Here is a 25,644-nt window from a genome sequence, read left to right on the forward strand (position 1 = left end):
CGCCTCGGGTACGTCCGGTCGCACGCCAAGTCTCAACCTGAGGTCCATGGGGAAGAGACACACACTGCATCTGACCGGCGCGCTGGTCAGGCTATGAGAAAGCCGAGAAGGGTGTCCAACAGATCGAGCGTGTCCCGGCGGTGACCTGGAAAAGGCCGGAATTGTCTCGACGTGAGGTTGACCCTGATGCGCTTCGACAGGCTCAGCGCGCGGAAGGGAGCGGCTCAGCGCGCGGGAGCGCTTCGACAGGCTCAGCGCGCGGGGAGCGCTTCGACAGGCTCAGCGCGCGGGGAGCGCTTCGACAGGCTCAGCGCGCGGGGAGCGCTTCGACAGGCTCAGCGCGCGGAAGCGCTTCGACAGGCTCAGCGCGCGGAAGGAGCCGCTCAGCGGGTGGAGCGGAGTGAGGTCAGCGCCGGATGGCCGGGAAGTCCGGAGCGGAGACGTCGTAGCGGGAGCCCTTGTGGTCGAGCAGGGCGGCCAGCACCCGCGCCTTGTCGGCGTTCCGCTCGGCGTCGCCCCAGAAGACGGTCCGGTTGCGGGTCAGCTGCAGGGTGATCGAATCGACGGTGGTCGCGCCGACGGTGTCGACCTGGCGGGCGATGTCGGGCGGCAGCGAGCCCATCACGGTGGCGACCTGGGTGAGCAGGGTCGCGTTGCCCGGGTCGACGGTGGCCAGAGCGGTGCCCGCGGGCCGGTCGGCCTGGACCCGGTAGGCGACGCCGTTGGCGTCGATCAGCACGTACCCGGCGGCCTGCTGGACGACCAGCGCCGGCGTCCGCTCGGTCACCGTGATCACCACGGTGTCGGGCCAGGACCGCTGGACCCGGGCGTTCGCGACCTCGCGGAGCGCATCGACCCGGCGGGTGATCGCGCCCAGGTCGAGCCGGGCCAGCGAGACCCCCGGCGGCACCGCCGCGGCGCGGCGGACGTCGGCCTGGGTCAGCACCCGGGTGCCGTGCACCTCGACGGTGCGGGCGGCGAACAGCGAGCTGAAGCCGACGACCACGATCGCGGCGGCGACCAGCACCAGCGCCAGCAACGGGATCAGCACCTTGAGCAGCAGCCGCCGCCGACCCCGCCGACGGCGCCAGTCGAGGGCGACCGTCGCGTCGGTGACCGGCTCGCGGTTCTTCGTCGCCACCGGGCTCATCGGGACTCCCCTCGGTCGGCGCGGGACGGGTCGCCGGACGGACCGGCACCGGACGGACCGGCACCGGACGGACCGGCGGTCTCCGGATCGGTGGTCGCGGCCGCGAGCGCCGTCTCGGCGGCGGCGAGCTGCTCGACGATCAGCGGCGCGATCTTGGTGACGTCACCGCAGCCGAGCGTGACCACCAGGTCCCCGGGCCGGGCCAGTCCGGCGACGGTGGCCGGGGTCGCGGCCCAGGTCGGTTCGTAGGTCACGTGCGCAGTGCCGGGCGGCACCGCGTCGGCCACCAGGGCGCCGGTGATCCCGGGGATCGGGTCCTCGCGGTCGCCGCAGACGTCCATCACCACCGCCTCGTCGGCGGGCACCAAGGCCTGGCCGAACTCGGCGAAGAAGTCCCGGGTGCGGGTGTAGAGGTGCGGCTGCATGACCGCGATCAGCCGGCCGCCGTCGAGCCCGGTCCGGGCCGCGCGGACGGTGTTGGCCACCTCGGTCGGGTGGTGGGCGTAGTCGTCGAAGACCCGGACGCCCGCCGCGGTGCCGACCAGCTGGAAACGGCGGTAGGTGCCCGGGAAGTGGCTCAGCGCGTCGCGCACCTCGGCGTCGGGGTGGTCGAGCCAGCGCGCGACCGCGTAGGCGGCCGCGGCGTTGGAGACGTTGTAGTCCCCCGGCACCGCCAGCCGCACCTCGCCGCCGGTCCCGGGGACCCCGAGGGCACCGGTGGCGTCGGTCAGCCGAAACGCCGAACCGGTGCCGCGGTAGCTCTCGTCGGTGATCCGGACGTCGGCGTCGGCGGCCCGGCCGAAGGTGACGATCCGGGCGGCGGTGCCGCGCTCGCGGAGCCGGCCGGTCAGCTCGACCGCACCGGGTTCGTCGGCGCTGACCACCAGCAGCCGGAGCCCGGGCGCAGAGGCGAACCGGGCGAATCCCTCGCGGTAGTTCTCGCCGGTGCCCCAGTTGACCAGGTGGTCGGGGTCGACGTTGGTGACCACCGCGACCTCGACCGGGTACTGGAGGAACGACCCGTCGCTCTCGTCGGCCTCGACCACGAAGTCGGGACCCGCGCCGTGGTGCCCGCCGGTCTTGCTGCCGCCGACCCGGCCCGGGTGGTAGAGCGCGCCGCCGATCACGTACGACGGGTCCGCGTCCAGCCGGGTGAGCACCTCGGCGATCATCCCGGTGGTGGTGGTCTTGCCGTGGGTACCGGCCACGGCGATGCCGCGCTTGCCACGGACCAGGGCGGCCAGCGCGACGCTGCGGTGCAGCACCGGCAGCCCGCGACGGCGGGCCTCGGCCAGCTCCGGGTTGTCCTCGCGGATCGCCGAGCTGGCCACCACCGCGCGGGCGTCGCCGAGCTGCTCGGCGGCGTGACCCACGTGGGTGCGGACGCCGGCCGCGGCCAAACTGCGCAGGTAGTCCGAGTCCTGCCGGTCGCTGCCGCTGACTGCGATCCCGCGCTGGGCGTAGACGGTCGCGACACCGTTCATCCCGGAGCCGCCGATGGCGATGAAGTGCAGCGGGCCGAGGGCCTCGGGGTCGGGCAACCGGTCGACCGGCACCGGGTCGATCAGACTCACCGCTCCCCCTCCGTGTTCCCCGTCGTGGTCCGTCGGCCGGGCGTCCCGCCGGCGGCGACCTCGAGGGTCAGCCGGGCCAGCCGCTCGGCCGCGTCGACCACGGCGACACTACGGGTCGCCGTCGCCATCGCGGCCAGCTGTTCGCGGTCGGTGATCAGCCCGGGCACCAGGTCGGTCAGCCGCTCGGCGGTGCAGTCGGCGTCGGGCAGCAGGCGACCACCGCCGACCCGGACCACCGCGACCGCGTTCTTGGCCTGCTCGCCGTTGCCGACCGGGTAGGGCACGAAGAGGGCCGGCAGCCCGGCCACCGCGGTCTCGAGCACCGTGCTGGCCCCGGACCGGCAGAGCACCAGGTCGGCGGCGGCGTAGGCCCGTTCCATCCCGTCGACGTAGCCGACCGGACGGTAGGCCGCCCCGGTGCCGGGGTCGACCACCTCGACGTCGGCGGCGGTGACGTTCTTGCCGCCGAGCACGTGCAGTACCTGGATGCCACGGGCCAGCAGCTGCTCCTTGGCCCCGAGCACCGCGGTGTTGATCGACCGGGCCCCCTGCGACCCGCCGGTGACCAGCAGCAGCGGCTGGTCGTCGCGGAAGCCCCAGTCGGTCCGGGTCTCGCGGCGGAGCGCGGCGCGGTCGAGTCCGGGGTCCGCCAGCGCGGTGATCGCGGTCCGCAGCGGGAGCCCGAGGTGCCGGGCGTGCGGCAGCGGGGTGTCCGGGAACGAGGTGGCGACGTGCTCGGTGAACCGGGCGGCCAGCCGGTTGGCGAGCCCGGGGACGGCGTTCTGCTCGTGGATGACGATCGGCACCCGGAGCCGTCGGGCGGCCAGGTAGACCGGGGTGGAGACGTAGCCGCCGAAGCCGAGCACCACGTCCGCCTCGACCCGCCGGAGCACCGCGGCGGCGTCGGCGACGGCACGGCGGAGCCGGCCGGGGACGGCGAGCAGGTCGGGGCCGGGTCGGCGCGGCATCGGCACCGGCGGGATCAGCTCGAGCGGCAGCCCGGCGGCCGGGACGGTGTGGGTCTCGAGCCCGCGGGCCGTGCCGACGGCGGTGAGCCGGACGCCGGGCGCCAGCACCCGGAGCTGTTCGGCGGTGGCGATCAGCGGCGAGGTGTGGCCGGCGCTGCCGCCGCCGGCCAGCACGACGCTCACCGGCGGCACCGAGGGGGTCGGCTCGCTCATCGGCGACGGCCACCCCGGCTACCGACCACGGTGGTCATCGCCGGCCGGTGCTTGGCGCGACGGGCGCCGAGCGCCTCGAGCGCCGCCGGCTCGCGCCGGGCGCAGCTGACCAGCAGGCCGAGGGCCAGGGTGTTGGCGATCAGCGCCGAGCCGCCGTAGGAGACCATCGGCAGCGGGACGCCGGCGATCGGCATCAGCCGGAGCACGACGCCGAGGTTGATCAGCGCCTGGACCATGAACCAGGCGGTGATCCCGGCCGAGACGTAGCGGTTGAAGCTCTCGGTCGAGCGCAGCGCGATCCGGATGCCGGCGTAGCCGAGGACCAGGAACAGCAACAGCACCATCAGGCTGCCGACCAGCCCGAGCTCCTCGCCGATCACGGCGAAGATGTAGTCGCTGTAGGCGACCGGCAGGCTGCCCCACTTCTGCCGGCTGGCGCCGAGCCCGAGCCCCCACCAGCCGCCGGAGGCGATCGCCAGGGTGGCTACGGTCGACTGCAGGTTGGTCCCGTCGACGTCGTGGGTCGGGTTGAGGAACGCGTTCAGCCGGGCCATCCGGTTGGGGCTGGTGACGAAGAGCCCGACCACGCCGAGCCCGCCGCCTACCCCGAGACCGAGCAGCACGCGGGTCGGCGCCCCGACGATCCACAGGATCGCTGCGACGATCCCGGCGACCACCACCGCGGTTCCGGCGTCGCCCTGGAAGACGATCAGCAGGATGACGATCGCCGAGACCGGCAGGAACGGGATCAGCAGGTGCTTGGGCTGGTCGAGCAGCTTCTCCTTGCGGGCCAGCACGTCGGCGGCCCAGACGATCAGCGCGAGCTTGGCGAACTCCGAGGGCTGGATCTGCAGCGCGGCGGTGCCCAGCCGGAGCCAGTTCCGGTTGCCGCCGACGGTCACCCCGAGCGGGGTGTAGGTGAGGATCAGCAGCACGCAGGCCAGGAACAGCGCGGGCCAGGCGACCAGCCGGATCCTGGACGGCGGCAGGGTGGCGGCGACCACCGCGCCGACCAGCCCGACCAGCAGGAAGACGACCTGGCGCTTGACGTAGTAGTAGGCGTCGCCGAACGACTCGAGCGCGACCACGCTGGAGGCGGAGAGCACCATCAGCACCCCGAGACCGAGCAGCAGGCCAGCGGCCGCGACCACCAGGTGGAAGCTGGTCATCGGCCGGTCGAGCACCGCGCGGACCCAGCCCCAGACGTCGGCCCGGCCGGTCTCCGGACGGGTGGCCAGCCGATCGGTGTCGCCGCCCTCGCCGCGGACCCGGCCGCGGACTCCGGGTGATCCGCTGGTCAACGTCACGGCGTCACTCTCCTGATCTGCGAGGCGGCCCCGACGCGGTCAGCGGACACCGTCGGCGTTGCCCACGGCCCCCTCGTCGAGGTCGTTCACGGCGGCGGCGAACGCGTCCCCGCGTGCGGCGTAGCTGGCGAACATGTCCAGGCTGGCGCAGGCCGGTGCGAGCAGCACCACGTCGCCGGGACGGGCCCGGGACGCGGCTGCCGCCACGGCCTGGGCCATGGCCCCATCCTCCGGTGCGTCGACGGTGATCACCGGGACCTGCGGCGCGTGTCGGGCCAGCGCCTCGGCGATCAGCGCGCGGTCCACGCCGAGCAGGACGGCGGCCCGCAGCCGGTCGGCGTGACGGCGGACGAGCTCGTCGAAGCCGACCCCCTTGGCCTGGCCGCCGGCCACCCAGACCACCGGGTCGAAGGCGGACAGCGAGGCGTCCGCGGCGTGCGGGTTGGTGGCCTTGGAGTCGTCGACGAACCGCACCCCGGCGAGGGTGCGGACGGTCTCGATCCGGTGCCCGGGGACGTCGGCGGCGCGCAGCCCGTCGCGGACCGCGGTGGCCGGCACCCCGAAGCTGCGGGCCAGCGCGGCGGCCGCGAGGGCGTTGGTCACGTTGTGCGGGGCGGCCGGGCTGACGTCGGAGACCCTGGCCAGCTCGAGCGCGGAGTCGCGGCGCTGGCTGATGAAGGCCCGGTCGACCAGCAGGTCGTCGACCACGCCGAGCATGGAGACCGCCGGCACCCCGGCGGTGAAGCCGATCGCCCGGGCGCCCTCCACCACGTCGGCCTCCTCGACCATCCGCTCGGTGGCGGGGTCGGTGACGTTGTAGACGCAGCTGTGCTCCACCCCGGCGTAGATCCGGGCCTTGTCGGCGGCGTACGCGGCGTAGGCGGCGTCGCGGTCCCCGCCGGCCGGGTCGTACCACTCCAGGTGGTCGGGCTGCAGGTTGAGCACCACCGCGCTGTGCAGGCTGAGCCGGTCGGCCCAGTGCAGCTGGAAGCTCGACAGCTCGACCGCGAGCACGTCGTAGCGGGTCTCGGTGTCGAGCACGGTCTCGGTCACCGGCCGGCCGATGTTGCCGACCGCGGCGGTGCTCAGCCCGGCCGCGGTGAGCATCGAGGCCAGCATCGTGGTGGTGGTGGTCTTGCCGTTGGTCCCGGTGATCCCCAGCCACGCCGGGGCCGGCCGACCGGGGCGGCTGCGGGCCAGCCGGAAGGCCAGCTCGGGCTCGCTCCACACCGGCACCCGCCGGGCCAGCGCCTGGCTGAGCAGCGGTGAGGTCGGCGGCCAGCCGGTGGTGACCACCAGGTCGACGCCGTCGGGCAGCGTGGCCGAGCTGCCGGGACCGATCCGGACCTCGGCGCCGAGCACCCCGAGCAGCTCGCCCTTCTCGACATTGGCCTCGCTGGCCACGTCCTCGAGCACCGTCACCCGGGCGCCGAACTCGATCAGCGCGTCGGCCGCGGCGAACCCGGCGACGCCGACGCCGGCGACCACGGCGTGCAGCCGGGTCCAGTCCGGGATGAGCTCGCTGATCACCGCACGTGCGTTCACTGGCTGCCCGTCACCCATTCCGCGTAGAAGAGGCCGAGTCCCCCGGCCACGAAGAGCCCGGCGATGATCCAGAACCGCATGACGATGGTCACCTGGGCCCAGCCGAGCAGCTCGAAGTGGTGGTGGAACGGCGTCATCTTGAACAGCCGTCTCGGGGTCCCGGTGATCCGCCTGGTGAGCTTGAAGTAGCTGGTCTGGAGGATGACCGAGCCCACCTCGATCACCAGCAGCCCGCCCAGGATGATCAGCAGCAGCTCGGTGCGGGTGAAGATCGCCATCCCGGCCAGCCCGCCGCCGAGGCTGAGCGAGCCGGTGTCGCCCATGAAGATCTTCGCCGGCTCGGCGTTCCACCACAGGAAGCCGAAGCAGGCGCCGGCGAGCGAGATGGCCACCACCGCCAGGTCGTAGGGGTTGCGGACCTCGTAGCACTTCGGCCCGGCCACGTCGGCGAACCCGCAGTACTGGTTGTACTGCCAGATGTTGACCAGGGTGTAGGCGCCGAAGATCATCACGCAGGCCCCGGCGGCGAGCCCGTCCAGCCCGTCGGTGAGGTTGACGCCGTTGCTGGCCGCGGCGATCAGCAGCAGCACCCAGACCACCGCGAGCACCAGCGGCAGGGTCAGCGGGTCGATGTCGCGGAGGAACGAGATGGCCCGGGACGCCGGGGTGATGCCCCGGTCGTCGGGGAACTGGAAGGACAGCACGGCGAAGATCACCGCGACGATCGACTGGCCGGCGATCTTGGCCTTGCTGCGCAGCCCGAGCGAACGCTGCTTGCTGATCTTGATGAAGTCGTCGACGAAGCCGACCACGCCGAGCCCGGTGAACAGGAACAGCACCAGCAGTGCGGAGACGGTCGGCGGGGTCAGGGTGACCAGGTGCGAGACGGTGTAGGCCAGCAGCACCGAGGCGATGATCACCAGCCCGCCCATGGTCGGGGTGCCGCGCTTGGTGTGGTGACTGGTCGGCCCGTCGTCGCGGATCAGCTGCCCGTAGCCCTTGCGGACCAGCACCCGGATCGCGTACCGGGTGCCGATCAGGGTCCCGAGCAGCGAGATGACGCCGGCGAAGACGATCAGCTTCACGCGCTGCTCCCCTGCTCCGGCCCGTCACCCAGCAGCGCGTCGGCGACGGTCTCGAGCCCGATGGCGCGGGAGGCCTTGACCAGCACCACGTCGGTGCTCGCGACCTCGGCGAGCAGCGCCTCGCGCAGGGCGTCGACCGTGTCGAACACCGCCGTCTCCTCCCCGCCGAGACCGGCCGCACGCGCTCCCTCGCGGATCACGTCGGCGTGGTCGCCCACCGTCAGCAGCCGGTCGATCCCGAGCTCGGCGGCCAGCCGCCCGACCGCCGCGTGCTCGTCGGCGGCGCTGTCCCCGAGCTCGAGCATCTCGCCCAGCACGGCCACGGTACGGGTCGGCTGGCCCGCCGCCCGGCGGGACGCACCGAGACCGGCCAGGGTGCGCAGCGCCGCGGACATCGAGCCGGGGTTGGCGTTGTAGGCGTCGTTGACCACCAGCAGGCCGTCGGCGCGCCGGTGCGTCTCCATCCGCCAGCGCGACCGCGGGCCGGCCGCGCTGAGCGCCTCGGCCACCGCCGCGGGTGCGAGCCCGAGCGCGGTGGCGGCGGCCGCGGCGGCGAGCGCGTTGCCGATCTGGTGGGCCCCGAGCAGCCGCAACCGCACCGGGTGGGTCTCCCCGGTCCCGGAGTCGCGCAGCCCGAAGCTCCAGCAGCCGGCGTCGTCGGCGGTCGGGTCGACCGCGCTGACCAGCCGAGCGGCGACCCGGAGCGCGGCCGCGTCGGGCTCGGCGTCCGGTTCGAGGAACCCGACCACCGCGGCCCGGGTCCGGGTGTGCATCGCCGCGACCAGCGGGTCGCCGAGGTTGAGCACCGCGACGCCGTCACCGGGCACCGCCTCGGCCAGCTCGCCCTTGGCCTGGGCGATCGCCTCGCGGCTGCCGAACATGCCGAGGTGCGCGAAGCCGACGTTGAGCACCATCCCGACGTCCGGCGGGGTGAGCTCGCAGAGATAGCGGATGTGCCCGATCCCGCGGGCGCCCATCTCGGAGACCAGGAACCGGGTGTCCGGACCGACCCGGCAGGCGGTCAGCGGGACACCGATCTCGTTGTTGAACGAGGCGACCGGCGCCACCGTGGGCGCCTGCGTCTCGAGCACCTGGGCCAGTAGGTCCTTGGTCGAGGTCTTCCCCTGTGAGCCGGTGATCCCGGTGACCCGCAGCCCTTGCGGGCGGGCCAGGTCGACCGCGAGCCGGCCGACCCGGCCGAGCGCCTGCTGGGCGTCCGGCACCACCAGGCAGCGGACGCCCGGCACCGGCCGGGTGGTCAGCGCAGCGACCGCACCGGCCTGCGCCGCGCGCGCGACGAAGTCGTGCCCGTCGACGTGCTCGCCGGGCAGCGCCACGAACAGCGAGCCCGGCTGCGCCTGCCGGCTGTCGACCACCACCGAGGTCACCTCGGCGTCAGGGCCGGCACCGGTGAGCTCGGCACCGACCGTCTCGGCCAGCCGGCCGAGCCCGACGGCGATCACCGGGACCCTCGGGCGGTCGGAACCGGCGCTGCTTCGCTCGGGACCGCCGGTTCGTCGGCCAGCTCGGCCCACAGCTCGGCGACCACCGCCGCGTCGTCGAACGGGTGCACCACGCCGGCGACCTCCTGCCCCTGTTCGTGTCCCTTGCCGAGCACGGCGACCACCGCGCCCGACGTCCGCGCCCGGCGCAGCGCCAGCGCCAGCGCGGAGCGCCGGTCACCGCCGTCGACCACCTCGGTCGCCGCGCCGGTGCGGGCCAGCTCGTCGCGGGCACCGGCCAGGGTGGCGGCCCGGATCGCCGCCGGTTCCTCGCCGCGCGGGTTGTCGTCGGTGATCACCACCAGGTCGGCACCGCGGACGGCCGCCGCGCCCATCGATCCGCGCTTGGCCGGATCGCGGTCGCCGCCGCAGCCGACCACGCAGACCACCGGACGCCCGTGCGCCCGCGGGGCGAGCGCCGCCAGGGCCGAGGCGACCGCCTGCGGGGTGTGGGCGAAGTCGACGTAGACCTGCGGCGTGCGCGCGTCGGGGTGGTCCGCGAGCGGCACCGGCTGCATCCGTCCGGGGACGGTCACCGCGCCGATCCCGGCGATCGCGCGGTCGCGGTCGAAGGCCGGCCCGGGCCCCGGGGCAGCGTCGGCGGTCAGCAGGTCGACGGCGGCCAGCGCGCTGACCGCGTTGTGCGCGTTGTGGTCGCCGGGCAGCTTCAGGTCCATCCGGACCGTCCCGGCCGGGGTGCCGACGGTGAGCCGGGTGACCGGCCCGTCGGCGTCGAGCTCGAGCAGCCGGTAGTCCGCCGCGGTCCCGTCGGCGGTGCCGGTGGTGACGACGGCGAGCCCCTCGGCCCGCGCCTGCGCGACCAGCGCGGGGCCGCGCGGGTCGTCGAGGTTGATCACCGCCCGGCGCGCCCGGGCGGCGGTGAACAGCGACGCCTTGGCCGCGAAATAGGCCTCGAGGGTGCCGTGGAAGTCGAGGTGGTCGCGACCGAAGTTGGTGAACACGGCGACGTCGAAGACCACCGCGTCGGCGCGGCCGAGTGCCAGCGCGTGCGAGGACACCTCCATCGTCACCGCCTGCGCGCCCGCCTCGCGGAGGGCGGCGAACAGCCCCTGCAGCTCGGCCGACTCCGGGGTGGTGACGGTGGTCCGGGGGCCGTCGAGCGGACGGTCGTCGATCCGGTAGCCGAGGGTGCCGATCAGCCCGGTGTGCCAGCCGCCGGCCCGCAGCCCGCCGTCGACCAGGAAGCTGGTGGTCGTCTTGCCGTTGGTCCCGGTGATCCCGACCGTGCGGAGGGCCCGGGCCGGGCGGTCGTAGACCTCCGCGGCCAGCCCGGCCATCAGCGCCCGGGGCCGGTCGACCACCACCACCGGGACGTCGGGGCCGAGGCTGCCGTCCCCCTCGAGCAGGGCGGCGCCGGCGGCGTCGGTGAGCACCGCGACCGCACCGGCCCGGACCGCCTGGGCGGCGAACCGGGCGCCGTGGGTCCGGTCGCCGGGGAGGGCCAGGTAGAGGTCGCCGGGTCCGGCCAGCCGCGAGTCCGAGGCCACACCGGTCACCGCCGGCAGCGGGCCGCGGCGCGGCCGGTCGTCGGCGAGGGCCCCGTCCGCGGCGAGCGCGGTCGCCAGGGCGTCGGCGAGCGGGACGGGACGACCGCGGTGCGGGCGGTGCGGGTTGCCCTGCCCTCCTGGTACGGCCGTCACGACACCAGACCGTACCGAGTCCGGACCACCGGTGCCCGGTGGCCGCGCGGGGCGCGGCCGCTCGGTCGCCCCATCGCCCGGGTCACCAGGTCAGCGGGAGCGTGTACTGGGCGGCCTGGTCGGCGAAGTCCTTCTGGTCCGGCTCGACCCCGTACCGCGGCAGCGCGAACTGCATGATGTCGTTCGCCACCGGGGCGGCGTTGCCGGTGCCCGTCGGGTTGCCCTGGCGCGGGTTGTTGATCACCACGTAGGTGAGGATGCTCGGGTCGTTCAGCGGCGCGAAGTTCACGTAGCTGGTGACGTAGCCGCGGTAGCAGCCGCACTTCGGGTCGGCCCGCTGAGCGGTGCCGGTCTTGCCGCCGGTCTGGTAGTGGTCCATCGACAGGCTCGAGCGGCTCTTGATCCCGTAGACCACGGCCTGCATCAGCCCGCGGACCTCGGCCGAGGTCTGGGCCGAGACCACCCGACGCGGAGCCGGCCGGTTGAGGTCGGCCGGGGTGCCGTCCGGGCTGGTGGCCGAGGCCACCACGGTCGGCGCGTGGTAGATCCCGCCGTTGATGATGCCGGCGATCGCGGCCGCCTCCTGGACCCCGGTGACGCTGAGTCCCTGGCCGAAGGCGATCTGGTCGCGGCTGTAGTCCGGCATCGAGGCCGGCGGGACGGTCCCCGAGGCCTCGGCCGGGAGCTCGATCCCGGTGGGCTGCCCCAGCCCGAAGCTGGACAGGTAGTTCACCAGGGTCGCCTTGGGCAGCTGCCGGGTCAGCAGCAGCATCCCGATGTTCGAGGAGTGGGCGACGATGCCGCGCATCCGGTAGTCGACCGTGCCGTGGTCCTCGACGTCCTTGATCAGCCCGCCGCCGGAGGCGACCCGGTTGGGCACCACGACCTTGGTGTCCGGGTTGGCGGTGCCGGAGTCGATCAGCGCGGCCGAGGTGAGGATCTTCTCCACCGAGCCCGGTTCGTAGGTCTCCTGGACCGCGCGGTTGCCGCGGTCGGCCGGGTCCGAGGCCCCCGGGTCGGAGGCGTCGTAGGACGGGGCGTTGGCCAGCGCGAGGATCTGCCCGGTGCGGACGTCCATGGTGATCGCGAAGCCGTAGTCGGCCTTGAGCTTGCTGACCTGGGCGGCCAGCCGCTGCTCGGCCACCCACTGCAGCTCGGAGTCGATGGAGAGCTGGTAGCTGACGCCGTTCTGCGCCGGGGTCACCACGCTGGTGCCGAGCGGGATCTTCGAGCCGTCGGGTGCGGACTCGTAGGACTCCTTGCCCTCGACGCCGGCCAGCTGCTTGTTGCGGGCGTACTCGAACCCGGCCACGCCGTCGTTGTCGCCGCCGACGAAGCCGACGATCCCCGCGCCGACCGCGCCGGCCGGGTAGGTGCGGATCGGGTCGCTCTCGCGGAAGACGCCGTAGTAGCCGGCGGTCGACAGGTCCTGCGCGATCTGGGTGTAGACCGCGGCCGGCACCTTCTTGGCCACGTAGGCGAACCGGGTGTTCGGCTTGGTCAGCGCCGCCACCGTCTGTCCCGGGTCCTGGTCGACGTAGCGGTCGATGATCGCCGCGATCGCCTGGGCGTTCTTGCTGGTCAGGGTGGGGTCGGCGGTGATGTCGACCGCGGGCTCGGTGGAGGCCAGCACCACCCCGTTGCGGTCGGTGATCTCACCCCGGGCGGGCAGTAGGGCCAGCGTGCGGGTCAGCTGCTCGGTCGAGGCGGCGGCGTAGGCCGAGGAGTCGAAGCCCTGCAGCTGGAGCAGCCGGCCGGCGCACAGCGAGACCGCCATGGCGATGACCAGCAGACCGATCCGGAGCCGGCGGGTCGACGACCCGAGCGGGATCCGCAGCGTGCGGCGCCGTCGGACCGGGGGCCGGCGCCCTCCCTCGGGCAGCCCGAGCCAGGAACCGAGCCGGGTGCTGCCGGCCGCGGTCGCGCCGGGCCGGGCCGACGGGCGACCTTGGGCCGGACGCCGCTGCGCGGGGCGCGGCTGGGCGGAACGGGACTGGCTGGTCCGGGACTGGCTGGTCCGGGACTGGGCGGTCCGGGACTGGGCGGTCCGGGACTGGGCGGTGCGGGACTGGCCGGCGCGGGACTGGGCCGGGCGCGGCTGGCCGGAGCGGGGTGCCGCCGGTCGGGGCTCCCGGTCCGACCGCGGGTGGACGCCCTGCGGAGCACGAGCGCGCGAAGCCGCGGAACCGGTCGTGCGCGACCGGGTCGGACGCGGCGGGTCGGGCGGGGTGCGGCGGTCAGCGGGCATCGGGTCAGTTCCGTCCGTTCTGGGCCGTGCTGGCGTTCTGGCCCTTCTGGTTCGTGCTCTTCCCGTTCTTCTGCGACGACTGCTTCGCCTTGGCCTGCTGCGCCTTGGCCTGGGCGGCGGCCTCGGCCGCAGCCTGCTTGGCCGCCGCCTCCTTGGCGGCCTGGGCGGCGGCCGCCTTGGCCGCGGCGGCCTTCGCCTCGGCCTGCAGCTGCTCGGGCGTCTTGACGATCTGGGTGGGCTCCTCGTTGCCCTGGACGACGTCCGGGTAGCCGATGATCTTGCCGTCGCTGGTGCGGATGAACGCAGGGTAGGGGTCGGCCCGCATCCCCAGCGCCGAGGCGCGCCGGGCGAGTTCCTGAGGAGCCTCGACCTGCTGGAGCTGCCGGGAGAGCGAGGCCTGCTCGTAGGTGAGCACGGTGGCCTGGTTGTTGAGCTTCTGGGCCTGGACGGCCTGGTTCTGCAGCGTGGTGTTGAGCATCAGCAGCCCCGCCATGCCGAGCCCGAAGATCACGATCAGCACCAGCACGAACGGGGTCCGCGCCATCCGCTGGCGGCGCCGCGGGACGGCCCGCAGCCGGCGGCGCGGCTGTTCGTCGGCGACCTCGTCGGACCAGTCGGGGGTCTCGGCTTCCCACACGGCGCTCATCGGTTCTCCTCGGGCCTGCTGGTCGGGGGTGTGCTGGTCGGGGTCGTGCGGGTCGGGCTCAGGCGGGTCGGACTCACGCGCGTCGGGGCGGTCATGCCGCCTCGGCGATCCGGACGGCGGCACGGAGCCGGGCGGAGGCGGCGCGCGGGTTGCGGCCGGCCTCGGTGGCGTCCGGCCGTTCGGCGCCACGGGTCAGCAGTTCGAGCTGCGGCCGGAGCTCGGGCGGCACCACCGGCAGGTCCCGCGGGGCCCGGTCGGTCGCGCCGTCCCGGAACGTCTGCTTGACCAACCGGTCCTCCAGCGAGTGGTAGGCCAGCACGGCGATCCGGCCGCCGACCGCGAGCGCGGTGACCGCGTCGGGCAGCACTCGGGCCAGGGCGTCCAGCTCGCGGTTCACCTCGATCCGCAGCGCCTGGAAGGTCCGCTTGGCGGGGTGTCCGCCGGTGTGCCGGGCCGCGGCCGGGATCGCGGCGGCGATCACCTCGACCAGGCGTCCGGAGGTGGTGAAGGGACGGCTGGCGCGCTCGGCGACGATCCGGCGGGCGATCCGGTCGGCGAACCGCTCCTCGCCGTAGCGGCTGAGGATGCGGCGCAGCTTGGCGGCGTCGTAGCTGTTGACCACCTCGGCCGCGGTGATCCCCTGCGTGCCGTCCATCCGCATGTCGAGCGGGGCGTCGGTGGCGTAGGCGAACCCGCGCTCGGTGCGGTCGATCTGCAGCGAGGACAGCCCGAGGTCGAGCAGCACGGCCTGCACCCGGCGGACGCCGAGCCGGTCGAGGACGTCGGCCAGCTCGTCGTAGACCGCGTGGACCAGGGTGACCCGGTCCTCGAAGCGGGAGAGCCGGCGGCCGGCCAGGTCGAGGGCCTGCGGGTCGCGGTCGATGCCGATCAGCCGGGCCTCGGGACAGGCCTCGAGCAGGGCCTCGGCGTGACCGCCGAGGCCGAGGGTGCCGTCCACCACGGTGAACCGGGACGCTTCCCCGGACGCCTCCCCGGACGCCGGGCGGGTGTGTCGGTCGGGCTGGGGGTGCAACGCCGGGGCCAGCAGGGCGACGATCCGCTCGACCATCACCGGCACGTGCACCGGCTCCCCGGAGGGAGCGGGCGCCGGCCGGTCGGGCACGGGCGGGGTGGGAGGTACGGACGCGTCCGTCACCGGTTCCCCTGTCGCGGCATCTGTCATCCCGGGCTGTCGTTTCGCGGCGCTGCCCCCGCAGCCTGACCTGCGAGCCTCGCGTCATCCCCCCGACGGGTCACGCGGAGCTCTGCGGCGGCAGCCGGTGCGGCTCGTGCCCCGAGGTTTCAGCCCGAGACCCTGGATGGCCCACCTGGCACCGGGGAAGGTGCGCCAGGGAGACCGGGTCTCGGGGCTGAAGCCCCGGGACACGGGCCGCGCCCGTCTGGCTGTCGCCAGCTCCCGGGCCTGTGCCGCCCCCACGGATCACAGGCCCGGGAAGACCTCTTCGTTCATCTCGGCGAAGGCCGATTCCTGCTCGGCGGAGTAGGCCTCCCACGCGGCGGCGTCCCAGACCTCGACCCGGTTGATGGCCCCGACCACGACGCACTCCCCGGTCAGGCCCGCGTAGTTCCGCAGCTGCGGCGGAATGGTGATGCGGCCCTGCTTGTCCGGTTTCTCGTTCGAGGCCCCGGCCGCCAGCATCCGCTGGAAGTCCCGGACCTGCTTGACGCTGGTCGGTGCACTGCTCATGGACTTGGTCATCTCGACGAACGTCGCCTCGGGGTAGATCGCCAGACACCGGTCCTGGGCCCGGGTGATGACCAACCCCTCGGCGAGCTCCTCGCGAAACTTCGCCGGCAGGAAGAACCGCCCCTTCTCGTCGATCTTGGGGGTGTGGGTTCCGAGGAACACGCCCACCTCCAGGCTCCACGATCGGACCGATCTCCTCCACTGCGCTCCACTCTACTCCACTTCGCTCCACCAAGCACCCTTTCGGCGCTCCCAATCGCCCCGCCGGACGGCGGTCGGCGCGAGCCGGGCGTCCGGCGGCGGTGCTGAAGAGTTCGGCAAGGTCGGGGGCCGGCCCGCTCGCGAGCCCGGCGGGGGCACGGGTGGGCCGCATAGCATGGCGAGCGACCGCGTGGCGATCAGGCACGCGACCCGGCACCGAGGGGAACCGTGACGCTGAGCTACGACGCCACCACCGGGACGGACCGCGCGGAGCAGCGCGACGTCCCGCCGCTCTCCCTGGACGACGTCGTCCGGGTCAGCGGCCAGGTCCGGACCGCGATCGAGCAGGTGATCGAGGGCAAGCGCGCCTCGATCGACCTGGCCCTGGCCGTGCTGCTGGCCGAGGGGCACCTGCTGGTCGAGGACGTCCCCGGGGTCGGCAAGACGATGCTGGCCAAGGCGCTGGGGCGCTCGATCGACTGCGCGGTGCGGCGGATCCAGTTCACGCCCGACCTGCTGCCCTCCGACATCACCGGGGTGAGCATCTTCAACGCCGAGACCCGCGAGTTCGAGTTCAAGCCGGGCGGCGTCTTCGCCAACATCGTGGTGGGCGACGAGATCAACCGCGCCTCCCCCAAGACCCAGTCCGCGCTGCTCGAGTCGATGGAGGAGCGCCAGGTCAGCGTGGACGGCACCACCTACGCGCTGACGCCGCCGTTCATGGTGGTCGCCACCCAGAACCCGATCGAGATGGAGGGCACCTATCCCCTCCCCGAGGCGCAGCGGGACCGGTTCATGGCCCGGATCGAGATGGGCTACCCGACGCCGACCTCCGAGCTCGACATGCTCGACACCCACGGGTCGGCCGACCCGCTGGCCGAGCTGCCGCCGGTCACCGACGGGGTGGTGGTCAGCGGACTGATCGAGGCGGTCAAGGCCGTCTACGTCGCCCCGGCGGTCAAGCAGTACCTGGTCGGCATCGTCAACGCCACCCGCAACTCCCGCGACCTCCGGCTCGGCGCCTCACCGCGAGCCACCCTGCAGCTGCTGCGGATCAGCCGGGCCTGGGCCGCGCTGGCCGGGCGCGACTACGTCAGCCCCGACGACGTCGCCGAGCTGGCCGTCCAGGTGCTCGCCCACCGGGTGATCCCCTCGGCCGAGGCCCAGCTGGCCCGGCGGACGGCCCCGGACATCATCGCCCACCTGGTCCGGGCGGTCCCGCTGCCCGACCGGCGCTGACGGGCGCCCCGGTGGGGAGGTTCTGGCGGCTGCTGACCCCGCGCGGCCGGGTGTTCCTGGTGCTCGGGCTCGGGGTGGTGGTCGGCGCGATGCTCGCCGGTCAGCGCGACGTGATGCGGCTCGGTCTGCTGCTGGCGGCACTCCCGGTGGTCGCCCTCGTGCTGGTGGCGGTGGCGCGGCTTCGGCTCTCCTGCGAGCGCTCGGTCGAGCCCGACCAGGTGCAGCTCGGCTCGGCCATGCACGGCCGGATCGTCCTCGGTCAGGAGGGCCGGCTGCCCGCCGGTCTGGTGCTGATGGAGGACCAGGTGCCGCACGAGCTCGGGACCGCACCCCGGTTCTGCGTCGACAAACCGGGTCAGGCCTGGCAGCGCGAGGTCGAGTACCCGCTGCTCGGCCGGGTCCGCGGCCGGTTCCACACCGGTCCGCTGACCGTCCGCACCGCCGACCCGTTCAAGCTGGTCCAGCTCGACCGCCGGTTCGTGGCCACCTCCGAGGTGCTGGTCACCCCGCAGATCGTCCCGCTGGCCAGCCTGCGCGGCGCCGGCGGCGTCGGCAGCGCCGGTGACGCCCAGCCGCACCGGATCGGTGTGGTCGGCCAGGACGACGTGCTGGTCCGCGAGTACCGCCAGGGCGACGACGTCCGCCGGGTGCACTGGCGGACGACCGCCCGCCGCGGCGAGCTGATGGTCCGGCGCGAGGAGCAGGCCTGGGACCCGAGCGTCAGCATCGTCCTCGACTCCCGCACCGGTGCGCACGCCGGCGAGGGCATCTGGTCGTCGTTCGAGTGGTCGGTCTCGGCGGCCTGCTCGATCGCGCTGCACTTCATCGACGCCGGCTTCGGAGTGGAGATCTTCGAGGCGGGCGGGTCGTTGCGGATTGCCACCACCGCCGGTCAGCCGGCGGTCGCCCGGCAGGCCGTGGTCAGCCGGCTCACCGACCTGCGGTCGCGGTCGACCCGCACCCTGCAGTACGCGGTCAACGCGGCCACGCTCGAGCGGTCGGGTCAGCTGGTGGTGGCGATCTGCGGCCGGTTGACCGTCGAGGACGCCGAGGGGCTCCGCCGGCTGCGCCGGAACCGGGCCCAGGGCATGGCCCTGCTGCTCGACGTGGACAGCTTCCGCGACGGGCCCGGTGGCCAGGGACAGGAGGGCGGGGCGCAGCTCGGGTGGCCCGGTGCCGCGCCCGGGGTGGCCGAGGACCTGCTCCGCGACGACGGCTGGAAGGTCGTCCCGGTGCGCTCCGGCCTCGGGGTGGCCGACGCCTGGGCGGCGTTCGACTCGGCCGCGGCGGGTGCCCGGTGACCGGCGGACACGACCAGGACGGAGGGACCCGGTGAAGGACACCGACCGGAGCGCGCTGGCGGTGGCCATCGCGATGGTGCTGGCCTCGTTCGTCCTGCACCCGCTCACCCAGGACTCCAGCTACCTCGGACTCAGCTGGGTGCTGATCGTGCTGCTCGGGGTGGTCAGCGTGGTGCTCCGCCGGCTGCACGCGAACTCGGCGGTGGTCTTCGGCGCCCAGCTCGGGGTGTGGGCGGTGGCCACCCTGGTGATCGCCGCGCAGCTGCCCGCGGTCCGCAGCGAGACCGGGCTGTTCGACCACGTCGGCGCGCTGTTCGGCTCGGCGGTCGGGCACATGCAGACCCAGTCGGCACCGATGACGCCCAACGACGGCGTCAAGCTGCTCTTCGTCAGCTGCCTCGCGCTGATCGCGGTGCTGACCGACCTGCTGGTGCTCGGGCTGCGCCGGCCGGCCCTCGGGCTGGCCCCGACCGCCACCGTCTTCCTGATCCCGGCGCTCGGGCTCGGCCAGGACACCGGGATCGGGCCGTTCCTGCTGATCGGCTTCGGCTACCTGGCGGTCCTGATCGCCGAGGGCCTGAACGCCAATGCCCGGTGGACGCGCGGCCTGAGCCGCGACTCGGCCGACGAGCACGGCACCGCCGACCCGGTGGTCTGGCGGGCCGCGGCCTACATCGGGCTGCCCGCGCTGGTGCTGGTGACCGTCCTCGGGATGCTGCTGCCGACGATCTCGCTCGGCGGTTTCGGCTTCGGCAACGGGCCGGGCAACGGCGGCGGGCCGATCCAGCTCGCCGACCCGACCCTCGACCTGAAGCGCAACCTGACCGAGCCGCGGAACCGGCCGGTGCTGGAGTACCGGACCGACAACAACGACCCGCTCTATCTGCGACTGGCCTCGCTGCCGGCGTTCAGCCGGGCCGGCTGGACCAACGCGCAGACCCCGCTGCAGCAGGGGCCGGACTTCCCCGCGGTGCCCGGCATGGCCGACACCGACACGCGTCAGCGGAGCACCCGCATCACGGTCACCGACTTCGCCTCGGAGTACCTGCCGATGCCCTACGCACCGCGCAGCGTCGACGTCCAGGGCAGCTGGGGCATCGACCCGAACTCGCTGGTGATGGTCTCGTCGAACCGGAACCCGCGGGCCCGGGCCGACGCGAGCAACGGGCTGACGTACACGGTGCAGAGCGTGGACATCGACCCGACGGCGGCCGACCTGGCGGCGTCCGGGGTCGGCACCCCGGTGGACTCGGAGACCACGCTCGCGGTGCCGAGCGACCTGCCACCGCGGATCACCGAGCTCGCCAAGCGGATCACCGCCTCCGGTGACACCGCCTCGGCCAAGGCCGCGCTGCTCCAGGCGTACTTCCGCAGCACGAAGAACTTCACCTACAGCACCGCCCCGCAGCCGGGCAGCGGCTACCAGGCGCTGACCAACTTCCTGTTCGAGGACAAGAAGGGCTACTGCGAACAGTTCGCCGCCTCGATGGCGCTGATGGCCCGGATCGTCGGGATCCCGAGCCGGGTGGCGGTGGGCTTCCTGCCCGGCGAGCGCGACGGCGACCACTGGACGGTGTCGGTCAAGGACATGCACGCCTGGCCCGAGCTCTACTTCAGCGGGTACGGCTGGGTCCGCTACGAGCCGACCCCGAGCTCGGTGACCGGCACCGCGCCGGCCTGGTCCGTCCGCGGCACCACCCCCAGCCAGAGCGAGTCGGACAGCGAGCCGTCGACCCGGGCCACCACCCGCTCGCAGCCCAGCGCCCCGGCGTCCAACCGGGCCAACGAGCAGCAGACCGCGCCGGTCACCCAGGCGCCGACCCACCCGCTGCGGAACGTGCTGATCGGCCTGGCCGTGTTGGTCGGGCTGGCCGTCCTGGCCGCGCCGGCCTCGATCCGGATCCGCCGACGCGGCCACCGGTTCGACCGGGACCGGGAGCCGTCGGAGCAGGTCGAGGGTGCCTGGTCGGAGGTGCGTGACACGGTGATCGACTACGGCGGCAGCTGGCCGTCCGGGTCGCCGCGGACCATCGGCGCCCAGGTCGGTGACCGGCTCGAGCCGTCGGAGTCGGAGGCGATGGGGCGGCTCGCCGTCCTGGTCGAACGCTCCCGCTATGCCCAGACCTTCGACGACGACCTCGACCGGGAGCTCTCCGCGATGACCAGCGAGATCCGACGAGGACTGGCCGAACCCCAGCCCTGGCACCGGCGTATGGCCGCCCTGCTGGTCCCACGTTCGGTGTTCCGCGGGCTGCTCCGGTTCCGCCGGCGCACCTGAGCCCGGCCCCCGCGCCCTTCGACAGGCTCAGGGCACCGTGGTCGAGAGACGCGCCCTGAGCCTGTCGAAGCGCTCGCGCAGCCGAATCCCACTCCCTTCGACAGGCTCAGGGCACCGTGGTCGAGAGACGCGCGCTGAGCCTGTCGAAGCGCGCCCGCAGTCGACTCCCCCGCCCTTCGACAGGCTCAGGGCACGGGGATGGGGCTCAGGGCGCCGTGGTCGAGAGACGCGCGCTGAGCCTGTCGAAGCGCGCCCGCGCAGCCGAATCCCACGCCCTTCGACAGGCTCAGGGCACCGTGGTGGCGTTCGCAGCGAACGCGCGCTGAGCTTGTCGAAGCGCTCGCGCGCAGAAACGACGAAGCGCGCGGCCGGAAGCCGCGCGCTGGCGTCGAAGAGTGAGATCGGTCAGAAGCCGGATTCGTCCCGGCGGCGCTTCCAGCGCTCTTCCATCTTGTCCATGAAGCCCTGGCCGGAGGTGCCGGTCGAGGAGCCCTGGGGCTTCGGGCGGTCGTTGGACCGGCCCGGGACGGTCTGCGCGCCGGTCACGTGCTGCCAGGCGTAGATCGCGGTCACCGCGGCGGCGACCATGACCACGAAGCCGACGACGCTGACCAGGATGCCGACGACCGGGTGGTTGGACATCCCCACCGCCATCCCGCCGACCAGCATGCCGAGACCCAAGAAGAAGCCGACGCCGGCGATGGCTGCACGCCGTCGGTGCACCCGTCGGGTCCCCTTGCCGCTCAGCGTGTGAACGAGCTTCGGGTCCTCGGCCGCGAGCGCCGCCTCCATCTGCTGGAGCAGTCGCTCTTCGTCTTCTGAGAGGGCCACGGGCCACCTCCCACGCGTCTCGTCGGTCACCGCGGTCGACGGATCCTCCGGAGCCTGGACGGGACCGGCGGGTTCGACTGCAGACCACCGGTGCCGGTGGTCATTCGTCAGTCTAGGCGCGCCCTGGGTCCAGCGAAACCCATCGGCCCTTTATCTCGCCGCGGCCGTCGACCCGGGGTTCAGCCTGCTCACACGCTGGCCCCGTCCTCGACGCTGTCGCGCCTCGTCGGGGCTCTGTACTGGGCTCTGCTCGGGGCTCTGTCCGGGCTCACTCGGGGGCTGCGAACGGGCTCAGCCGACGTCCGGTGCCGGCCAACGCGGCCCGTTGCACCGCGCCGGGCCCGAACCGGGCGACCGCCGCGTCGACCGCCTGCTCGGCCTCCCGCCAGCCGTGTTCGGGGTCGGTGAGGAACGGCTGCCGGCTGGTCCGGTCGGCCTCGACCACGTTCTCGACCCGGACGCCCACCCGACGGATCCGGGCCTTCGGCACCTGGAGGGCGCGATAGAGCCGGACGGCCTCGGCGTGGATCTCGGTGGTGACGTCGGTGGGCGTGGTCAGCGTGGCCGACCGGGTGATCGCGCGGAAGTCGGCGAACCGGATCCCGAGCGTGACCGTCCGGCCGAGCAACCCGGCCTTGCGGAGCCGTCGCGCGGTCCGGGCGGCCATCCGCAGCAGCTCGCGCTCGACCACGGCGGGGTCGTCGGTGTCGGCGCCGAGCGTCTCCTGCGACCCGACGCTGCGTTCGCGTGGGCCGGTCACCACCCGGCGGCCGTCGCGCCCCCAGGCCAGGTGCTGGAGATAGATGCCCTGGTGCGGCCCGAAGGTGTTCCGCAGCGCGTCGCGCGGGGCGTGCGCGAGGTCACCGACCGTGAACAGCCCCAGCCGGTGCAGCTTCTCGGCGGTCGGCTCGCCCACCCCCCACATGTCCTCGACCGGGCGCGGGTGCAGGAAGGCCGTGACCTGGTCGGGCGGCACCTCGACCAGTCCGTCCGGCTTGGCGGCGCGCGAGGCCACCTTGGCCACGAACTTGGTCGGGCCGATCCCGACCGAGCAGGTGATCTGCTGCTCGTCGGCCACCGTCGCCCGCAGCCACTCGCCGATCTGGGCCGGCGGCCCGAGACGGCGGATCGCTCCGGTCAGGTCGAGGTAGGCCTCGTCGATCGAGGCCACCTCGACGGTCTCGGTCAACGTCTCGAAGATGGCGGCGATCGCCTTGGACACGGTGGTGTAGGCGTCGAAGTCGGGGTGCAGCACCACCGCGTTCGGCACCAGCCGCATGGCCCGCGCCATCGGCATGCCCGAGGTCACACCGAACCGCCGGGCCGGGTAGGTCGCCGACAGCACCACCCCGCGCCCCTGCCCGCCGACCAGCACGGGGGCGTCCCGCAGATCGGGCCGACGGCGCAGCTCGACCGAGGCGTAGAACGCGTCCATGTCGACGTGCATGATCACCGGGGCGCTCATGACCGGTCGTCCGCCGGCCGTGACGACGACCGCTCGGGTCGTTGGGGTCGTCCGGCCGGCCGGTGCGCGGACGGGCTCAGCCGGCCAGCTCGGCGAAGACGTGCACCGCCGGCGCCAGCGCCCGGAAGGCCGGGTCGGTGCTCAGCGCCCGTTCCAGCGTGGCCAGCTCCTCGTGCGCCGCTGCGTCGGACTCGACCAGCGCCTCGGGGACGTAACCCGCGACCGCCCCGACGCCCTCGGAGGACACGATCCGGAAGCCCGCCTCGACCACCAGCTCCTCGACCTGCTCGAGGTCGAAGCGTCGCCGGTCCTGCCAGGTCCGCAACGCCGAACCGAGGTGGCCGGCCAGCGCCTGCCCGAGCACCACCGAGCGTCGCAGCCCGACCACCAGGCTCAGCGCACCCCGGGGTCGGAGGGCGGCCGCCACCGCGGTCAGCGCCTGCTCCGGGTCGTCGACCACCTCGAGCACCCGGTGGCAGACCACCACGTCGGCCGCGCCGGCCCCGACCAGCTCGACCAGCTCGCTCGCGTCGCCCTGGACTCCCCGGATCGACCCGGTCGCCCCGGCTCCGGCACCCCGGGCCCACTCCGTCGCCCGGCGCTCCAGCGAGGCGAGCGCGTCGAGGTTCGGGTCGATCACGGTCAGCGCATGGCCCTGGTCGGCCAGCTGCGAGGCGAAGGTGCCGGTGCCGCCGCCGAGGTCGATCACCCGGCAGGGCAGTTCCGGACGGGTCCGGGCGGTCCAGGCCGCGAGCTCCTCGGTCAGCCGCTCCATCAGCACGGTGTCGGCCACCGGACGGCGCCGACCTGCTGACCCGCGCCGCGAGCCCGGCGCTCCGGCTGCTGGCTGGATCACTCGCGGTCTCCCGTCGGCTCCGGCCGCGCTCCCGGCGGCCGGCTCCGACGGCGTCCGGACCGGCGTGCGGCTCCGGGCGCCAGCCTAGCCACGGCGGGACCGGGTCCGGCCGTCGACGCGTCCGCGGCCCGCCGCGCCGGCCCACGGCGGGTTCGGCGGTGGCGTCAGCGGTGGCCACGACCCACGCCCGGAAGGACCACCGAGAGCGCCGAGGTCGGGGAGGACGTGGCGGACCAGGAGGTCGACGGCGGCGGCGAGACCGGACCGAGCCGTTCGACCATGGCCTCGGCCAGGGTGCAGAACGAGGAGGCGTCCCGGGCCAGGTCGTCCGCCTCGCGGGCGGTCACCCGGGAGCGGTCCCCCTGCTCGACGGCCAGCCGCCGCGGCTGGAGGGCCGCGAAGTAGGCGGCCCAGCCGGTCAGCTCCGGTGCGGCCGCCGCCAGCAACGACCAGACGTCCCGCGGCGCGGCGACCGACGGACCGGCGCTCCCGCGGCCGGCGACCTCCGGTCGGCGACGGAGCGGACGCACCGAGAGCACCACCGCCGCGACCCGCATCGCCGCGCGGTGCGCCAGCACGTACCGGGTGTCGGTCTCGGGGGTCAGCAGCGCGACATCGGCGGCCACCCGGGCGCGGCGCAGGTCCGCGTCGAGCCGTGCCTCGGGGGCCTCCGTGCGGCCGCCGGTCGGGGTCAGGCTGTCCAGCACGGTCACGGTGCCTCCTGGTCGCTCTCCGGTCTCGGTGTTCGCGACGGCGACCGCCGGTCCGCTGCCCTTGGCCACCCGGTGCGGCGCAGCGCACAGGGCGCCGCTGACCGGCGGAGGACGTGGGAAGGCCGACCGGCGACCCCGGGCGGACGGGGGTCGAGTCCGTCCCGCCCGGGGTACCGCCGTGTGCGCAGGCCGCGAACGCTGCGCCTCGTCGGGGTGCCGGCGCGACCGATCTTCCCCAAGTCAGCCGTTTCGAACACCCGTTCGAACACCGATCAATCTACACGCGGCCTCCGACAGTCCGTCAAGAGCCGCCGTCGGCGGGTCGCGAGCCGCTCGCCGGTCCGCGATCCGGGCCGGGCACCGGTCCGGCTCAGCCGTCGCTGAGGTCGATCACCTCGAACAGGGTCGCCCGGGGCGCGTCGAACCGGGTCGCGGCCTGTCGGGCCAGCCCCTCGAGGAACTCCTCGGGGTCGAAGGCGTAGCTCAGGCCGTCGATGTAGGCGCGGTGGGCCTGCAGCGAGGCCACCCCGCGGTCGTAGGTGGCGGTGATGTCCACCCCGTGCGTGGGCCGGGCCGACCCGGCTACCCAGACCTGCCGGACACCCGCCCACGGCTCGATCCCGGTGCCCGGGGCGACCTGGTCCCGGAAGACCCACCGGTTCGCGGCGTCGCGGACCGCGTCCAGGGTGGCTCGGCCGACGGCGATGTGGTCGGCCTGGTTGAGCGGTCCGTCGTCGCCCCAGCGGGGTCCGAAGTTCTGGGTGATCACGATCTCCGGGCGGTGCCGACGGATCGCGTCGCACAGCAGGGCGCGCAGCAGGACGCCGTACTCGACGACGCCGTCGGGCAGCCCGAGGAACTCGACCCGGTCGACGCCGACCACGGCCGCCGACTGTCGCTCCTCGGCCTCGCGGAGCGGTCCGCACTCCTCGGGGGCGATCGCGTCGATCCCGGCCTCACCGCTGGTGGCGAGCGCGTAGACCACCCGCTTGCCCTGACCGGTCCAGCGCGCGACCGCGGCGGCCGATCCCCACTCGAGGTCGTCGGGGTGGGCGACCAGGCAGAGCGCCCGCTCCCAGTCCTCGGCCACCGGCGGGAGCTTCGCGGGAGCGGGTGCGGCGGTCTCGGTCATGGCGGTCACGCTAGCGCCGCG

Annotated in this window: 20 protein-coding genes; 3 read left to right on the forward strand and 17 right to left on the reverse strand. The window is 74.1% G+C overall.

The window, feature by feature from the left end:
- Positions 1 to 406: 406 nt before the first annotated feature.
- The 12 genes from FHX74_RS09545 to mraZ all read right to left on the reverse strand — a co-directional run bounded on the left by FHX74_RS09545 (position 407) and on the right by mraZ (position 15,769).
- Positions 407 to 1,150: a cell division protein FtsQ/DivIB gene (locus FHX74_RS09545; protein WP_182559914.1), complete on the reverse strand. Its 744-nt coding sequence runs from the start codon at positions 1,148 to 1,150 to the stop codon at positions 407 to 409.
- The gene (murC, locus tag FHX74_RS09550) at positions 1,147 to 2,724 is read right to left on the reverse strand and encodes a UDP-N-acetylmuramate--L-alanine ligase (RefSeq protein ID WP_182559915.1); all 1,578 of its coding nucleotides are present in this window, start codon (positions 2,722 to 2,724) and stop codon (positions 1,147 to 1,149) included. The genes FHX74_RS09545 and murC overlap by 4 nt, the downstream gene beginning before the upstream one ends.
- Positions 2,721 to 3,905, reverse strand: coding sequence for an undecaprenyldiphospho-muramoylpentapeptide beta-N-acetylglucosaminyltransferase (murG, locus tag FHX74_RS09555; RefSeq protein ID WP_182559916.1), 1,185 nt, complete (start codon positions 3,903 to 3,905; stop codon positions 2,721 to 2,723). The genes murC and murG overlap by 4 nt, the downstream gene beginning before the upstream one ends.
- Entirely contained in the window at positions 3,902 to 5,212 is a 1,311-nt protein-coding gene (gene ftsW, locus FHX74_RS09560) for a putative lipid II flippase FtsW (protein WP_328823736.1), read from the reverse strand. Before ftsW ends, murG begins: the two co-directional genes overlap by 4 nt.
- 39 nt (positions 5,213 to 5,251) lie before the next feature.
- Positions 5,252 to 6,742: a UDP-N-acetylmuramoyl-L-alanine--D-glutamate ligase gene (gene murD, locus FHX74_RS09565; RefSeq protein ID WP_407941473.1), complete on the reverse strand. Its 1,491-nt coding sequence runs from the start codon at positions 6,740 to 6,742 to the stop codon at positions 5,252 to 5,254.
- 11 nt (positions 6,743 to 6,753) lie between these two features.
- Entirely contained in the window at positions 6,754 to 7,842 is a 1,089-nt protein-coding gene (mraY, locus tag FHX74_RS09570) for a phospho-N-acetylmuramoyl-pentapeptide-transferase (protein ID WP_182559918.1), read from the reverse strand.
- The gene (locus FHX74_RS09575; RefSeq protein ID WP_182559919.1) at positions 7,839 to 9,305 is read right to left on the reverse strand and encodes a UDP-N-acetylmuramoyl-tripeptide--D-alanyl-D-alanine ligase; all 1,467 of its coding nucleotides are present in this window, start codon (positions 9,303 to 9,305) and stop codon (positions 7,839 to 7,841) included. The genes mraY and FHX74_RS09575 overlap by 4 nt, the downstream gene beginning before the upstream one ends.
- Complete coding sequence (locus tag FHX74_RS09580; RefSeq protein WP_182559920.1) at positions 9,302 to 11,005, reverse strand: UDP-N-acetylmuramoyl-L-alanyl-D-glutamate--2,6-diaminopimelate ligase; 1,704 nt, start codon at positions 11,003 to 11,005, stop codon at positions 9,302 to 9,304. Before FHX74_RS09580 ends, FHX74_RS09575 begins: the two co-directional genes overlap by 4 nt.
- Positions 11,006 to 11,087: 82 nt before the next feature.
- Entirely contained in the window at positions 11,088 to 13,253 is a 2,166-nt protein-coding gene (locus FHX74_RS09585) for a peptidoglycan D,D-transpeptidase FtsI family protein (RefSeq protein ID WP_235970542.1), read from the reverse strand.
- A 4-nt stretch (positions 13,254 to 13,257) separates the two neighbouring features.
- Complete coding sequence (locus FHX74_RS09590) at positions 13,258 to 13,899, reverse strand: hypothetical protein (protein ID WP_182559921.1); 642 nt, start codon at positions 13,897 to 13,899, stop codon at positions 13,258 to 13,260.
- A 91-nt stretch (positions 13,900 to 13,990) separates the two neighbouring features.
- Entirely contained in the window at positions 13,991 to 15,022 is a 1,032-nt protein-coding gene (gene rsmH / locus FHX74_RS09595) for a 16S rRNA (cytosine(1402)-N(4))-methyltransferase RsmH (protein WP_328823791.1), read from the reverse strand.
- Between the two features lie 318 nt (positions 15,023 to 15,340).
- Entirely contained in the window at positions 15,341 to 15,769 is a 429-nt protein-coding gene (gene mraZ, locus FHX74_RS09600; RefSeq protein ID WP_182560402.1) for a division/cell wall cluster transcriptional repressor MraZ, read from the reverse strand.
- Positions 15,770 to 16,036: 267 nt separating this feature from the next.
- On the opposite strand from mraZ, the gene FHX74_RS09605 reads away from it, so the two are divergent.
- The 3 genes from FHX74_RS09605 to FHX74_RS09615 are packed head-to-tail and all read left to right on the forward strand — an operon-like array spanning position 16,037 to position 20,626.
- Entirely contained in the window at positions 16,037 to 17,047 is a 1,011-nt protein-coding gene (locus FHX74_RS09605; RefSeq protein ID WP_407941474.1) for an AAA family ATPase, read from the forward strand.
- Positions 17,048 to 17,058: 11 nt separating this feature from the next.
- Positions 17,059 to 18,348, forward strand: coding sequence for a DUF58 domain-containing protein (locus tag FHX74_RS09610; protein WP_182559923.1), 1,290 nt, complete (start codon positions 17,059 to 17,061; stop codon positions 18,346 to 18,348).
- A 31-nt stretch (positions 18,349 to 18,379) separates the two neighbouring features.
- Complete coding sequence (locus FHX74_RS09615; RefSeq protein WP_182559924.1) at positions 18,380 to 20,626, forward strand: transglutaminase family protein; 2,247 nt, start codon at positions 18,380 to 18,382, stop codon at positions 20,624 to 20,626.
- Positions 20,627 to 21,031: 405 nt separating this feature from the next.
- Here the strand turns inward: FHX74_RS09615 and FHX74_RS09620 are convergent, their stop codons facing one another.
- From FHX74_RS09620 to FHX74_RS09640, 5 genes are all read right to left on the reverse strand, one after another.
- Positions 21,032 to 21,457, reverse strand: a complete 426-nt coding sequence (locus tag FHX74_RS09620) for a DUF3040 domain-containing protein (protein ID WP_182559925.1) — start codon at positions 21,455 to 21,457, stop codon at positions 21,032 to 21,034.
- 268 nt (positions 21,458 to 21,725) lie between these two features.
- Positions 21,726 to 22,922 carry a DNA polymerase IV gene (dinB, locus tag FHX74_RS09625; protein WP_182559926.1) on the reverse strand — a complete coding sequence of 399 codons (1,197 nt, stop codon included), beginning with the start codon at positions 22,920 to 22,922 and terminating at the stop codon, positions 21,726 to 21,728.
- A gap of 76 nt (positions 22,923 to 22,998) precedes the next feature.
- The gene (locus FHX74_RS09630; protein WP_220483749.1) at positions 22,999 to 23,715 is read right to left on the reverse strand and encodes a class I SAM-dependent methyltransferase; all 717 of its coding nucleotides are present in this window, start codon (positions 23,713 to 23,715) and stop codon (positions 22,999 to 23,001) included.
- Positions 23,716 to 23,942: 227 nt separating this feature from the next.
- Complete coding sequence (locus FHX74_RS09635; RefSeq protein WP_182559927.1) at positions 23,943 to 24,491, reverse strand: SAV_6107 family HEPN domain-containing protein; 549 nt, start codon at positions 24,489 to 24,491, stop codon at positions 23,943 to 23,945.
- A gap of 370 nt (positions 24,492 to 24,861) precedes the next feature.
- A complete protein-coding gene (locus tag FHX74_RS09640) occupies positions 24,862 to 25,623 on the reverse strand; it encodes a PIG-L deacetylase family protein (protein ID WP_182559928.1) in 762 nt (253 codons plus the stop codon).
- Between the last annotated feature and the right edge of the window lie 21 nt (positions 25,624 to 25,644).

Origin of the sequence: Microlunatus kandeliicorticis, assembly GCF_014137855.1 — a bacterium.
Lineage (GTDB): Bacteria > Actinomycetota > Actinomycetes > Propionibacteriales > Propionibacteriaceae > Microlunatus > Microlunatus kandeliicorticis.

Coding starts and splice junctions, on each gene's coding strand:
- FHX74_RS09585 (WP_235970542.1), bottom strand. CDS start 13,253: ATGCCCGCTGACCGCCGCACCCCGCCCGACCCGCCGCGTCCGACCCGG.
- murG (WP_182559916.1), bottom strand. CDS start 3,905: ATGAGCGAGCCGACCCCCTCGGTGCCGCCGGTGAGCGTCGTGCTGGCC.
- dinB (WP_182559926.1), bottom strand. CDS start 22,922: ATGAGCGCCCCGGTGATCATGCACGTCGACATGGACGCGTTCTACGCC.
- FHX74_RS09640 (WP_182559928.1), bottom strand. CDS start 25,623: ATGACCGAGACCGCCGCACCCGCTCCCGCGAAGCTCCCGCCGGTGGCC.
- FHX74_RS09590 (WP_182559921.1), bottom strand. CDS start 13,899: ATGAGCGCCGTGTGGGAAGCCGAGACCCCCGACTGGTCCGACGAGGTC.
- FHX74_RS09545 (WP_182559914.1), bottom strand. CDS start 1,150: ATGAGCCCGGTGGCGACGAAGAACCGCGAGCCGGTCACCGACGCGACG.